Source organism: Verrucosispora sp. TAA-831, from assembly GCF_050780145.1.
GTDB lineage: Bacteria > Actinomycetota > Actinomycetes > Mycobacteriales > Micromonosporaceae > Micromonospora.
Map to the genome: position 1 here is coordinate 448,236 of NZ_CP192240.1, position 13,255 is coordinate 461,490.

Sequence of the window (13,255 nt, forward strand, 5' to 3'; positions counted from 1 at the left end):
GGGCCTGTGTCGAAGTCGCTGCCAGCGGCTTGAGCTGTTGGGTGGGGATCTTCGCGTGTTGGTGTTCGAGATGTAGCGAGGCCTCCGGTATCTGGTTCCGCGACCACGCAGAACCCGAACACCGGAGACCTCGTGGACACCCTAGCGGTGGCGAGGCGGCGCGACCTGACCGACGCACAGTGGGTGGCGCTGGAGCCGTTGCTGCCTGCGGGGCGTAGGGCAGGTCGGCCGTCGACATGGACGAACGACAGCTCATTGATGGGATCCGGTGGCGGACACGGGTCGGTGCCCCGTGGCGGGACATCCCGGAGTGCTAAGGATCCTGGGCTGCGGCTTACGGGTTATTCCGGCGTTGGCAGCGTGTTGGGACCTGGGCGAAGATTCTGACCGCGTTGCAGCCCCTGGCTGATGTGGCGGGACGCATCGTCTGGGACGTGTCGGTGGACTCGACGGTTGCCCGGGCTCATCAGCACGCCGCCGGGGCCTAAAAGGGGGATCTGCAGGCCGAGCCGCCGGGCGGGGTCACGGTCGAACCGACCGACCACGCGCTCGGCCGGTCGCGGGGTGAGCTGACCACGAAGCTCCGCCCGCCAGTGCTCCCGTACACGATCTTGGTGCTGTTCTCCCCGATCACGTCAACCCTCTTCATCCGCGTCAAACCGGCCCAGTCAATCGGGTGATGACGAGATCACCCAATCGGTTTCTCCGACCGTCCCGTACCGCCGGAGGGCCGGTCGCTTGGACCGTCAAGATCCAGCTGGACCTGCGACTTTGTGGCCTACAGATCGCCTGGCGCGCGTGAGCCGATGAGGCGGCTGCGACGGTGGACACGAGGTCGCCCGCCGGCGGGAACGCGCAGCCACCGAAGCATGCTTCCCCCAGCGGCGCCGACACCGCGGGGCGCACTCAACCTGGCCATCGCCACCGCGACAGGTCCATGGCGGCTATTGCTCGGCCAGGTCCGGTCGCCATATTGCATCGACCGGTCGCTCTGGCGAACAACGTCTCAAGCCCGAAGCGCGAAGATCCCACTGCCAGTGGAGACAGGCGAGGCGACGCTGGAGACTAATAGAAGTATTGGAACTATTAGTTGTGATAGGGTGTGCCGCATGGCTGCGGACGAGGTGGTCTGGTATGGGCCGCGCATCCTGACGAAGGTGCGCCAGGTCTGCATCCCCGTTGAGTTGCTACGCGCGCTGGAGCTTGACGCGGGTAGCGAGCTCCAGTTCGCCCTTGCCGCCGACCGCACAGAGATTCGCATTCGTCCGACCGGGCGCTCCCGAGCGGACCGTGAGCAGAAGAAGGCCTCATGAGCGCTGACCGACTCGAAGCGCTCTACGCGGAGCCGCTACCAGCAGACCGGACCGGTGCGCTCTACAACGCTTTCTCGTACCCAACGAAGATCTCGGCCGAGAGCGTGGCTCTCTTCGTTGCCTGCCACACCAACCCTGGCGACCACGTCCTCGATGTGTTCGGCGGCTCCGGCACAACCGGTATCGCGGCGCTGCTCTGCGAGCGGCCGACGGAGCGGATGGTGCAGCTCGCTGCTAAGCGCGGACTCGAGCCTGTCTGGGGTGCGCGCAACGCCACCGTTTACGAGCTGTCGGAGATTGGGACCCTGCTGGCGCGGGTCATGACGCATGCCCCCGAGCCTGCGGCGTTTAGGGCTGCTGCCAAGCGGCTGGTGGATGCTGCGGAGAAGCTCGAGCCGTCGCTGTACTCTGCCGTGAGCCCGAGCGGTGATGCGGGGACGGTGCGCCAGATCATTTGGAGCGATGTCGTCGCCTGCCCAAGGTGCGGCGCCGAGACGACCTATGCCGTTACGCGCGTTCGCTACAAGCCACTGCGTTTCGATGACCGCTTCACCTGCGTTTGCGGGCATACGGGTTCGCCGGACGACTGGGTGCGCGTGCTGGAATCGGTGCGCGATCCGTGGACCGGCAAGACGACGAAACGGCGCCGCCGGGTGCCTTGGAAGGTCTACGGCAAGTCCTCGACGGGCAACTGGAGCCGAGAAGCAGAAGCCGTCGACAGCGCGGCAGAGGCTGGATCGCTGGAACGTCCGTTGCCCGGCTGCGCCCCGATCAGAGAGCTGAAGTGGGGCGATCTGCATCGCAGCGGCTACCACCAAGGCATGACGCACCTGCATCACCTTTACACAGCACGCAACTTCCGCGCACTCGCGACGTTATGGCAGCTGATCGAGGACGAGCCCGAAGAGCTGCGTGAAGCACTGCGCCTGTTGGTGCTGTCGTACAACGCCGCTCACTCGACGCTCATGACGCGGGTTGTGCTCAAGAAGAACTCGTCGGACTTCGTCGTCACCGGCGCGCAGTCCGGTGTCATGTATGTCAGTGGGCTGCCGGTCGAGAAGAATGTCTTCGTCGGCGTACGCCGCAAGATCACCACTTTCGCCGCAGCCTTCGAACTCCTGCACGGGCTGTCGGGCCAAGCGGAGATCGTGACCGGGAGCAGCGCCAATCTGCACCTGGCAGATGAATCGGTGGACTATGTCTTTACGGATCCGCCTTTCGGTGCTTACATCCCGTATTCGGAGATCAACCAGCTCAACGAGCTCTGGCTTGGTCAGACGACGCAGACCGAGGACGAGGCGATTGTCTCGCCTGCACAGGGCAAGGGGGTTAGCGAGTACCAAGCTCTGCTGACCTCGGTGTTCTACGAAGTCTCCCGCGTCATGAAGCCGACCGCTGACGCCACGCTGGTGTTTCACTCGTCGCAGGCGGCGGTGTGGCGGGCACTCGAAGCCAGTCTGTCTGACGCCGGTTTGGCAGTCACGGCGGCCAGCATCCTAGACAAGACGCAGGCCAGCTTTAAGCAGGTGAACGGCCATGTCGCGGTGAGTGGCGACCCGCTGCTGCGAGTCTCCAAGCGGCTGCCGTCCGCGAAGCTTCCGCCGCCGGCGGCCACCATGGACGAGCTGGTCCGGGTGGCTCGCAGTAGCCACTCATCGGCGGCGCCGGCGACGACTCGGCAGCAGCATCACAACTACTCGGAACTCATCGGCAGGGCGCTCGTCGATGGCGTCCCCATCACCATGGATGCTCGGGCCGTCTACCAGATCCAGGGGTTGGCTTGACCGTCTTGGAACTGCAGGACGCGGCCCGCAAAAAGCAACTGGGTCAGTACTTCACTGGTCGACGAGTGGGGCGCCTGCTCGCCGCACTCGCCGATGCCGACTCGGCGAACACGATCATCGATCCCATGGTCGGGTCGGCAGACCTGCTGGTCTCGTGCATTCAGGTCAGCGCTACTCCTAAGCGGCTGTTCGGTCTGGAACTCGATCCTCTGGCGCTGGTCGAAGCCAAGGCGGCCCTGGGGGATGTCCCTAGCGCCGAACTGGTTCTAGGTGACGCGTTCTCGGCGGCGCTCCCGCCGGAGCAGTTCGACCTCGTCATCACCAATCCGCCCTACATCCGCTACCAGTCGAAGGGCGAGGTCGAGGGCATCCGGATTCCGTCGGGCATCGCCGTCCGCGACGGACTGGTGCGAGCGATCCGGTCGAGGCGAGATCTTCCGGGGGACATACAGGCTCGGCTGCTTCAGGCCGCACGCGCCTACCCGGGCACGGCGGATATCGCGGTACCGGCCTGGATTCTGTGCGCTTCGTTGGTTCGGGAGGACGGTGTACTGGCGGTTGTCGCGCCGCAGGCCTGGCTGAGCCGCAACTACGCCCAGGCTGTCCGTGAGCTCTTGGACGACGTCTTCGATGTCGAGTTCATCGTCGAGGACGGTGATGCGTCCTGGTTCGCAGATGCCCAGGTACGAACGCACCTGGTGGTGGCGCGACGGCGAGCGATCGGTCCTCGCTCGGGCACCAGTTCGGTCGTCCTTGCTCGAGCCACAGCGCAGCTCGACACCCAGGGCGATTTGCGGGGCTCTCTGCGCTCCGAGGCGGCAGTTGCAGAGGCTCTTCGTCGGGTCACCGCGACCCACTCGGTCGATGTCACTCAAGGTCTCACTGCCCACATCGAGCATGACCTGTTGGTAGCTGCCGCGGGCCAGGCGGGTAATGTCCCGATGCCGGTTGCGGCCGCGCTCGGCGTCAGCACGGTGGACATCGCGACTCGAACTCTTGAGTCGTACGGATGGCGGGTAGGGCAGGGGCTCCGTACCGGCGCCAACGACTTCTTCTACGTAACCATCGTCGGCGGCTTGGCGCGCCCCGCTAGCCGCTGGAGTACCACGTCCCTGCCGATCCCATCGGAGTGCCTGCTACCGGCCGTTCGCCGACAGAGCGATCTTGGCGACGACCTCGACATCGCGACAGGTGAGTCGCTGCCGTCACGCATCCTCTACCTCCGCGATTGGGCTACGGCACAGGACAAGCGCCGAATGGGTGCTGCGGGGGGCGGCATTCGAGCCCTGCCCGCAGCCGTCTCGCAGTGGATCACCGAAGTTAGTCAGACTCCGTTCTCCGACAAGGATCCGACCAAGCTCTTCCCGGATCTAGCAGCAGTAGCACCGAACAGCAAGGCCGACCAATCGGGTCGCCCGACCGCCTTCTGGTACCAGCTGCCGGAGCTGGCACCGCGGCACCGCCCAAAGCTGTTCCTGGGCCGGGTGTGCGGTGGACAGCCAACGACCTACGCCAACAGTGCGGGAGCGGTCATCGACGCGAACTTCTCGACACTGTGGCCGACCGCGTCGGGCGCTCTGCCGGCCGACGCCCTGCTAGCCCTCCTGCACTCTAGCTGGGTCTGGGCCAACCTCGAAGCGACCTGCACCGTGCTCGGCGGCGGTGCGCTCAAGGTCGAGGCGACTGACCTCCGGCGACTCGCTCTACCGGATCTCGCCGCGGCAGATATCAAGCGGCTTCAAGTGCTGGGGCGTCAACTGCTGACAAATCGGCGCAGCGAGGTCGTGCTCGCGATTGATGACGCTGTCGCACTTGCAGTCAGCAGCACCGGCCAGTCGGCGACGCTACGTGCGTTCGCTGAGCAGGCGATGGAGCGCCGTTCTCGTCGCTAGCAACCCGCCTCTGTCAGTGCCCTCCCATAGAGTCAAGTGTAGGGATCGAGAGGTGGGCTGAATGGAACTGGCGATAGAGGCGATCCGGGTGCTGCGTCGCTTCAAGAACGCGGTGCTCGAAGGACCCCCAGGAACGGGGAAGAGCCACGTCATCGCGGCGATGGCTGCGGCGTGGCAGGCCGAGACAGGCCGCCCGCTCGCTGGCAACGGTCGGGGCAAGTTCGCCATCACCCTGCACCCAAACACGACCTACGAAGAGTTCGTCGAGGGTCTGCGCTACGACGACGAGAGTGCTTCGTTCGTCCGTCGTGACGGTTTCCTGCGTCTGATCATCGAGGAAGCCGAGAAGCACCCCGAGGCCGACTACCTCGTCCTGATCGACGAGCTCAACCGCGCCAATGTGCCGAAGGTCTTCGGCGACCTCCTGCTCACCATGGAGTCGAGCAAGCGCGCCACCTGGGACGGTACCGGCTGGAGCGGCGGCATGCAGGTGACGCTGCCGTACTCCGGCTCCCTGTTCTCCGTGCCGAGCAACGTCTACCTGCTCGGCACGATGAACACCTCAGACCGCTCAATCGCTCCGCTGGACTCGGCGCTGCGGCGCCGCTTCGGCTTCATCCGAGTCGAGCCCCTCGTCGGCGATGAGCTGCGTAGCCAGATCATCAAGGCCGACGGCGACGAAGCCGCCGAGCGCGTCGCGCGTTCGATCGACCAGCTAACCAACCTGAACGAGGCGCTTCGTCGCTGCCTCGGCCCGAACGCCATGCTCGGTCACAGCTACCTCTTCGGGGTCCACGCCACCGAAGGCACCGTCGCCGATCCCAACGACCCGCTGGCGCCCATCCGTGAGGTTGTGGCCCGGGGCAACGTGACCGATGTCTTCTGGCTCGAGGCTCGTGTCCTCGACGGTGGCAGCCACAACCAGCTCAACCTGCCCGATGTCGACGATCCAAATGGGCGCCACGGGATCGTGGACGTCTTCTTCCCGATGTCCTCCAACGGGGTCGTAACTCATCAGCGCTCGCCGCGAGGTATCCACGACAGGGTCGAAATCCACTTCCAGGGCAAGCGCTACCTCGACAACGTCGTTCGCTTCAACGAGGGCGGGCCCAACTACAAGCTCTACTACCAGGGGCGGACCGCAGAGGACGAGCGCTTCAGCGCGGTCGCGGCTAAGCAGCTCCTGGACCACAAGATCCATGTCTGGCTTCGCCTGACCGACAACACGCTCGGACTCACGCTGCTCGATCGAACTGACGCCGTGGTGGCCGCGCTTCGAGCGGTCAGCGTTGCGCCGACCGGATGGCACGAGCGCACGGCAGGTGCCAAAGGCAGGTCATACGGAGTCGTCGACCCGGGAGCACTTGGCAGCACCGCCGGCGCCTCGCACGACGTCGACGAAGACGCCGAATGGATGATCTGGCGCTACGCCATCCTGCCGCAGCTCATCGACACGGCTACTCAGGTCGGTGCTACCGAGCTGCTCGCGCCAGAGACTAGGAACGCTTGGCTCGAAGCTGCCAACGTCAGCGACGTGACCGACCGCTGGGCCACATTCGACCAGTTCCTGGCCAGCCTCTCGCTCGCGATTACCGAAGAGGGCTACGGGCTCACCCGGGGCCTGACGGTCGTCGACATCCCGGTCGGCGCTGGGGCCGAGTACGTCACATCCGAGACGCCGGATGAGCCAGACGACGTCGAGGATGACAGTGACGACGACGCCGAGCAGTAGCAAGCCTCGCTTCTGGATCAAGGCCAGCCCGCGCGGCAAGCGTTCAGGCTTCGCGGTTCTCCCGGATGGTAGCGGGGGACGGGTGACCGTCACTGTCCTACCGAAGCCTTGGTCGACACGGGCGGCGGCGGTGCGCGAGTGTGACCACATCCCGGGGTCAACGACGCACGTCGTGATGTACGAGACAGAGTTTGCCGCGCTGAGTACCACGGCTTCGGCGATGGGTGCCCTGGCCACGAGCCTGGCTGACATCGGACGCAGCCAGGCAGATCTGCTTGGACTCGGATTTCCACCGAAGGATCCGGTTCTGGCGACCGCTGCCTCGGATGATCCGTTCCTCAAACTCATCGACCTGATGCTGCTGGTCGAACGCGGCCGGCTCACGACCAGCCCGCTCGAGTTCGAGGGTGCGTTCGCGCCGTCTCTGCTGCGGCTCATCACCCACGAACGCCTACTGCAGGTGGTCGGGAGCCTCATCTTCCGTGCCCGTCCCCGGTACGCCGAACGGACCGAGACGCTGGAGCTGCCGCGCGGTCGGCTGAGTGAACGCAGTCTGCTGTTCTCGATCGCGACCGGCACGCCCCGCGTCGAGTCTTCTTTCGACGAACTCACGATGGATACGCCGCTGCTGCAGGTGGTCGCCTCGGCTCTTCGGGTCGTCGCTAGCGAACGTCTGCCGCGAAAGATCGCCGCTCTCCGTCCGGGCCTCCAGGCCCGCGCCGTCCACCTGCTGCGCTATCTGTCCGGCGTTAGTTTGGTTAGCCGTGAGCGAGCCCTCCTCACGGCGGAGCGCCTCTGGCTCAACCCGCTTGACCGGATCTGGGAACCGGCCATGGAAGCGGCGATGCCGGTGCTTCGCGATCACGCCGTGATTCCTGAGGACGGGTCGGACGACACTGAGTCACTCCTAGTCCACATCTCGACGGAGAAGTTCTGGGAGCAGTGCCTGGAGCTCGCTCTCGCGAGTGTGTTTCCAAGCCTGGCGGTCAGCCGCAATGCCCAGCCGGGCGAGGGCGTGAGCGTGCCTGCACCATGGGCACCTCGGGCAACCGCCGCAAGCCCGCTGCCGGAGCTTGGGGCCGGCGCCTTCCCGGACTTCATGTTCAGATCATCCCGGCGCGTGATCGTGGCCGACGCCAAGTACAAGCTGCAAGCAGGGGGTTTGCTGAGCTCGGACGACGGCTACCAGCTCTTTGCATACAGCCACCTCGCGTCCTTAGGTGGCCAGGCCTCCGACCTCGCCCTGGTGCTCTACCCGACCCGAGGCGGAGGGAATCCTCAGCAATTGAAACTCGAGCGTCTGCGCGATCGGGACTACCCACTCTGGCTGGTGCGGTTGCCGTTTCCAACGCGTGGCGACCTCCAGAGGAAGGGGAGTTGGAGCGCCTTTCTGGCACAGCTCGCGCAGACAATCCGCTACTTCTCTACTGAGTGGGTAGAGCGAGACGGCGACGCTTCGGCCACGTAGCACCATGCATCGGCTTCCGAGGGTGGTGCGGTCGCTAGTCGAACGTGTAGCGGAGCGGCTTGGCGCTGCGGATTCCTGTTCCGCCCCGGGTTTTGAAAACATTGAACACCCGGAGGGTTCACTGTCATGGCGGCACACCGTTAGTACCCGGACGAGTTGCGTGAGCGGACCACGCGGTTGGCGGCCAGGGCGAGGCGGGACCCGGCCACAAGCGTTGGGGCGATCAGGCGGATCGCGGGGCAGCTCGGTGTGCATCCGTAGACGTAGCGTATGTGGGTGAAGCAGGCCGAGACCGATGATTACCTTCGGCCGGGGAAGACATCGTCGGACGCGGCCAGGATCGCCAAGCGGAGCGGGAGGTTCGGGAGCTGCGGCGGGCCAACCAGATCATGCGCCCCGGCCGCTCCGCGGCGCGGGCCACCTGAGGTGCTAGGCGACGGCCGTCGTGTACCAATAATGGTCATTCTGGTGCAGCCTGCGCGTCCCCTGGGGGTACAGGCGACACCCCGCTGCTGTGATCAGTCCAGGGCGACGCTGCCGAAGCTGGGGCAGGAGCCGGTCCGTAGATGAGGCTGCTGGTGGTGCATCCACAGCACGACGTCCAGGACCCGCAGCAGGCTGATGGTGGTAGGGATGCCCGTGCGGGCGCGTAGCAGAGCCAGTTCGTCGCGCAGTTCGCCGCGGTCCGCCGCGAGCCGCTGGTGCAGTCGTAGCCAGACCTTGTCGGGCTTGCCGTATAGGCAGCCGATGACCTGGTCGTAGACGGGGATGAGGTGGGGGCGCTTGCGGGCCATGATCTTGCCGGCGATCACGTAGTCGATTCCCGTTTGGTCGTCCAGCAGGTGCCATGCCTGGTCGGCGGCTTGCCCGTCGGCCACCAGGTCCTTTGCGCGGTCGGTGCCCAGCTCGATGTCGGTGGGGATCTGGGCGAGCAGGCCGCTGATCTGTTCGCCGAGTTCTCCCTCGAGCAGGCCGATGGCGGCCTCGGCCGGTACGGTCACTGACAGCATCCGTACCGCCACGAGGTCGTCGGCGGTGATCTTGTTGCGGGTGGTGGGGCGGTCAACGCCACCGGCGAGGGCCTCGAACCTGCGGCCGCTGTACGGACGTGGCAGGGTTTCGTCGAAGTAGGTGCGCAAGTTGTCGATCGCGGCCTTGGCGCGAATGAGGTCGAGCACGTCTGCCGCCATGTGGAGCATCGTATTGGTCGTGGGCGGTTGGGTGCCTGGGCCCGGTTTCGGCCTGCTCCGGCCGATCCTCGTCGGGAGTTTCCGGTTGCTTGCCGGGTGGGGTGGGGTAGCAGGGGCGGCACTGGATGGGCTGGGATGTGTTCGCAGCGGTCGTACGTGCTCAGCAGGGTGGCTGGCTCAGTCTTTGGGGGTACGAGCCGGTCGGCAACACTGCGGTGGTAACCGTCGAGTTTCGTCGAGGGTAAGACCCGTCTCCTACCTCCGAGTGGTCGAGCCCTGGGCAGCACGAAGGTTCAGTAGCCCCAGCGGCGGTGGACGCGGATCTCGCGTACCGGAATCTCGGAGGGGTGTAGCGGTCGGTCGACGACGGGGCGGATGGTGGCGGGTGTGATGCGCTCCTGGTCGTGTTCTTCCGCGTAGTGGGTGGCGAGGATTGTGTCGCCCAGGCGTCGTCAAGCTCGAACCACTCTGCTGCGGCGAGGATCTCGTCCATCGGGATGCGGATGAGATCGCTCAGCCGGTCCATGTCGCGGACTCGGGTGGCGCAGGTGACTGGAGACCACTCGATCTCCGCGACCTCGTTGGGGATCAGCAGCTGGAAGACCTCTTCGACGCAGGCCTGCTCCGTGTCGTCGAGTTCAAGGTCATTGATTCGCTGCCAGTTCGCCATCATCGCGTCCAACGACGCGACGTCGCTCCACGGGACCCGCAGCCGCGATCCGGGTACGTCCTCGGTCCGCCCGTCGAGGTCGTCAAGGAAGCGGACCTCGACGCGCGCACCGGTCTTCGTTGGCGTGGCCACCAGGATCTGGACACGCTCGGAGGGGGCGTTGTCGCGCGCCCGGTACGCCCACTCGTCGCCGGGGACGAAGCGGGAGGGGTCGATTCTCATGGCGTCCGCATTGGGCTGGACGCGGTCGCTGGCAGCATCCGCTCGGGCGGTGACGGGCAGGGTGCCGCAGAGCGCGATGCGCCGGTCATACGGAAACTCCGCCCCGGGTTGCGGTAGAGGGCTGCATGACCAGCCGACGAGGTCGGGGATGCGCCAACGCGAGTCGGCGAGGAACCCCGAACAGCCCGATGTTTCCGGGTGTCGGACAGCTGGGAAGGGGGCGGCCTTGCCCGGCGGCCCACCTCGCAGCTCCATATGCGACGTAACTCATTCCCCGGATCGTAACCGCCCAGCGGACGGCGAGTCGTCGATCAGGATCGTGCACCAGGTGACGTCGGATTGTTAGGCGCTTTTGTGGCGCTTTTTCTTGATTCGTTCGGCGACTGCGTCGGCGGCGTTGTGGTGGAGTTCTTTGGTGACGCTTTGGTAGGTGTCGCGGGTGAGTGTGGTGGTGGTGTGTCCGAGTTGTTCGGATACGACTTTGATGTCGATGCCGGCGTCGAGGGCGATGGTGGCGGCGCCGTGGCGGAGGTCGTGGAGGCGGATGGGTGGTAGTTCGGCGCGGTGGATGAGTTTTCGGAAGCGGTTGGTGACGAGGTTGGGGTGCCAGGGGTGTCCGTTGGGGCGGACGAAGAAGAGTCCGGTGTCGGGCCAGGCGGTTCCTGCTTGAAGTCGTTGGGCGGCGCGGCGGGCGCGGTAGGTGGTGAGGATGGCGGTGGTGTCGGCGTCGAGGGTGAGGTCGCGGTTGCCGGCTTTGCTTTTCGGGGCTTTCTGGCGGGTGGTGTGGCCGTGGACGGCGATCTGGTTGTTGATGGTGACTTCCTGTTTGGTGAGTCGGACTTCGGAGTCGCGGAGTCCGCATGCTTCGCCGCGGCGGGCTCCTCGGTAGGCCATGAAGTGGTAGAGGGGGTGGAGGTCGGGGTCGTGTTCGGCGGCGTGGTCGAGGAATCGGGCGAGGAGTTCGTCGGTCCAGACCATGACGGGGCCGGGGATCTGGCTGGTGGTCTTCCAGTGGTCGACGCGTTCGGGTTCCCAGATGATGGGGTGGGGGCGGTCGCCGGGGGTTTTGACGAGGGTGGCGGGGTTGGTGACGCCGGCGATGATCTCTTCGGCGAGGGCGTCGTTGATGGCTTTGCGGAGGGTGCCGCGGATGCGTTGGCGGGTGGCGGGGCCGCAGGGTCGGATTCCTCGGACGGTGGCGCGGATGGCGGGGTCGGGGCTGGTTCTGGCGGTTTCGATTTCGGTGTTGCGGGCTTCGATGGCGGCGAACATGTCTTTGATGTGGCGGGGGCGGAGTTTGTCGAGGGGGATGTCGCCGAGGTGGGGGATGAGGTGCTTGTGGACGTGGGATTCGTAGCCGCGGGTGGTGTTCTCGTCGATCTGGAGGCCGGTGAGCCAGGTGGTGAGGTGTTGGGCGACGGTGGGGGCGTCGGTGAGTGGGCCGCCGGCGCGGAGGCGGTGGCGGATGTCGTCGGGGTCGGGTAGGGGGCGGCGGGTGCGGGCGACGTGTTGGAGCATGTCGCCGATGTCGACGCGGCGGTTGCGGTCGCGTTTGGCGAGGGCTAGGAGGGCGCGGGCCTGGTCGAGTTCGGTGGCGGCGTTGGCGCGGGTGTCGAAGCCGCCTCGGCGGAGTTGGCGGCGGCGGCCCTCGGGGGTCAGGGGTAGTTCGAGTTGGTAGTGCCAGTGGCCGTGGTCGGAACTCCAGGCGCGGTTGGCGCGGCGGAGTTTGGGGCAGTGGTTGCCGAGCGGTTTGCCGGTGTGGGTGTCGCGGCAGCCGCATCGTTTGAAGATCGAGCCGTCAGGCATGGGATCGGAGAGCTCCTTGGTGAAGGGGTTGCTGGTCGTGGTGCTCGGGGTGAGCAGCGGTTTTTGGTCGACGGACATGGACGCGTGCCTTCGGGGTGCGATCAAGTCGTCCCCGGGCGTGGGCGGCGTTGCCGTCTGACGAGGCCGCGCAGCGTCGGGAGGGTGTCGGAGCCGGGGCGTGAGATCACGGTTCACGAGCAGAGACCGACGCCCGTGGCGTGCGGTGAGGGCGGGCCGGTGGAGGCGTAGCCGGGGCGGCGTTATCTCCGGAGCGTGCGCCGGGCTCACGAGTGCGGCCAGGGCCGGTAGGACGGTCGTCGGTGCCAGGTCGTGGTGTGCGAGCTGCGCCCCCGGCGGGACTGGAAAGTGCCGCCTCTACCGGACGCCTTCCCGAAGGAAGGTGGCGGCAGGGTCGTCCAGTTGGCTGCGGGGGACCGGTGTCGAGCCGGTACGGGTGCAGGTTTGGCGAGAAAGCCGGACGTACGTACGGCACCGCCTTGGCGTCCGTCCTGTACAGGCGGGTGCCGTGCGGCCGGTTCGCTGGGCCGCCTTTCGGCCGCCGTCCGGCGGGCCGGTACCTCCTGTGACGTGCCGCCAACTCGGGCGGCGGATGGGTGGCGCCCGCCTAACGGCTTCCTGCCGGGCGGCGGGCGGAGAAACGCCTCCGCCGCCCGGCGGGAGCGCGGGCGGCGGAGGCGGGTTGACGGGCTGCTGGGACTGTCAGTCGGTGTCGTCGCCGGACGGGCGGATGCCCGTCGTCTGCGGAGACGGCAGGGCTGTCTCGGTGGTCGTGTTCGAGATCGCCGGGGAAAGGCCGAGGATGGTGAGGATCGGCGCGACGGGTACCCGGTAGTGGATGCCGGCGCGGACGACCGGGACGGGGAACTCGTCGCGTTTGACCAGCCGGTAGGCGGTGGACAGGGAGATTTTGAAGATCTGGGCGGCGGTTGCCAGGTCGGTGCTGACGCCGAGGGCAAGGACCGCCTCGGCGTTCCACACCTGGCCGCCGTCGCCACTGTCAGAGGGCTGACGGGTACGGGTTCGTCGGTGGGTGGTCACGGGTAGCTCCAGGTGGTTGATGGGTGGGTGCGCGGCGGTCATCTGGGGTGGCAGGTCCTTTCTCCGGGTTTGGGCTACAGCCGCTGGCGGCTGTCGCGGTCGGGCCCAGCCCCGTAGCG

At 66.5% G+C, this 13,255-nt stretch carries 9 protein-coding genes and 1 pseudogene; 6 read left to right on the plus strand and 4 right to left on the minus strand.

The window, feature by feature from the left end:
• Nucleotides 1–132: 132 nt before the first annotated feature.
• The 6 genes and pseudogenes from ACQVFL_RS02085 to ACQVFL_RS02110 all read left to right on the plus strand — a co-directional run.
• A pseudogene (locus ACQVFL_RS02085) lies at nt 133–581 on the plus strand (IS5 family transposase); the annotation flags it as partial.
• A gap of 528 nt (nt 582–1,109) precedes the next feature.
• Nucleotides 1,110–1,313: a hypothetical protein gene (locus tag ACQVFL_RS02090; RefSeq protein WP_431728465.1), complete on the plus strand. Its 204-nt coding sequence runs from the start codon at nt 1,110–1,112 to the stop codon at nt 1,311–1,313.
• Nucleotides 1,310–3,097: a DNA methyltransferase gene (locus ACQVFL_RS02095; protein WP_431728466.1), complete on the plus strand. Its 1,788-nt coding sequence runs from the start codon at nt 1,310–1,312 to the stop codon at nt 3,095–3,097. The genes ACQVFL_RS02090 and ACQVFL_RS02095 overlap by 4 nt, the downstream gene beginning before the upstream one ends.
• On the plus strand, nt 3,094–4,989 hold the full coding sequence (locus ACQVFL_RS02100; RefSeq protein ID WP_431728467.1) for an N-6 DNA methylase: 1,896 nt from the start codon (nt 3,094–3,096) through the stop codon (nt 4,987–4,989). Before ACQVFL_RS02095 ends, ACQVFL_RS02100 begins: the two co-directional genes overlap by 4 nt.
• Nucleotides 4,990–5,050: 61 nt before the next feature.
• On the plus strand, nt 5,051–6,721 hold the full coding sequence (locus ACQVFL_RS02105; protein WP_431728468.1) for an McrB family protein: 1,671 nt from the start codon (nt 5,051–5,053) through the stop codon (nt 6,719–6,721).
• Nucleotides 6,699–8,189: a 5-methylcytosine restriction system specificity protein McrC gene (locus ACQVFL_RS02110; RefSeq protein WP_431728469.1), complete on the plus strand. Its 1,491-nt coding sequence runs from the start codon at nt 6,699–6,701 to the stop codon at nt 8,187–8,189. The genes ACQVFL_RS02105 and ACQVFL_RS02110 overlap by 23 nt, the downstream gene beginning before the upstream one ends.
• A gap of 518 nt (nt 8,190–8,707) precedes the next feature.
• Here ACQVFL_RS02110 and ACQVFL_RS02115 read toward each other — a convergent pair.
• The 4 genes from ACQVFL_RS02115 to ACQVFL_RS02130 all read right to left on the minus strand — a co-directional run bounded on the left by ACQVFL_RS02115 (nt 8,708) and on the right by ACQVFL_RS02130 (nt 13,178).
• Nucleotides 8,708–9,379, minus strand: coding sequence for a DUF6308 family protein (locus ACQVFL_RS02115; protein ID WP_431728470.1), 672 nt, complete (start codon nt 9,377–9,379; stop codon nt 8,708–8,710).
• Nucleotides 9,380–9,539: 160 nt separating this feature from the next.
• Nucleotides 9,540–10,271, minus strand: coding sequence for a hypothetical protein (locus tag ACQVFL_RS02120; protein WP_431728471.1), 732 nt, complete (start codon nt 10,269–10,271; stop codon nt 9,540–9,542).
• Between the two features lie 342 nt (nt 10,272–10,613).
• Nucleotides 10,614–12,155, minus strand: coding sequence for a tyrosine-type recombinase/integrase (locus ACQVFL_RS02125; RefSeq protein WP_431728472.1), 1,542 nt, complete (start codon nt 12,153–12,155; stop codon nt 10,614–10,616).
• Between the two features lie 642 nt (nt 12,156–12,797).
• Nucleotides 12,798–13,178, minus strand: coding sequence for a helix-turn-helix transcriptional regulator (locus tag ACQVFL_RS02130; RefSeq protein ID WP_431728473.1), 381 nt, complete (start codon nt 13,176–13,178; stop codon nt 12,798–12,800).
• Nucleotides 13,179–13,255 lie beyond the last annotated feature (77 nt).

Coding starts and splice junctions, on each gene's coding strand:
- ACQVFL_RS02105 (WP_431728468.1), top strand. CDS start 5,051: ATGGAACTGGCGATAGAGGCGATCCGGGTGCTGCGTCGCTTCAAGAAC.
- ACQVFL_RS02095 (WP_431728466.1), top strand. CDS start 1,310: ATGAGCGCTGACCGACTCGAAGCGCTCTACGCGGAGCCGCTACCAGCA.
- ACQVFL_RS02130 (WP_431728473.1), bottom strand. CDS start 13,178: ATGACCGCCGCGCACCCACCCATCAACCACCTGGAGCTACCCGTGACC.
- ACQVFL_RS02120 (WP_431728471.1), bottom strand. CDS start 10,271: ATGAGAATCGACCCCTCCCGCTTCGTCCCCGGCGACGAGTGGGCGTAC.
- ACQVFL_RS02090 (WP_431728465.1), top strand. CDS start 1,110: ATGGCTGCGGACGAGGTGGTCTGGTATGGGCCGCGCATCCTGACGAAG.
- ACQVFL_RS02125 (WP_431728472.1), bottom strand. CDS start 12,155: ATGTCCGTCGACCAAAAACCGCTGCTCACCCCGAGCACCACGACCAGC.
- ACQVFL_RS02115 (WP_431728470.1), bottom strand. CDS start 9,379: ATGGCGGCAGACGTGCTCGACCTCATTCGCGCCAAGGCCGCGATCGAC.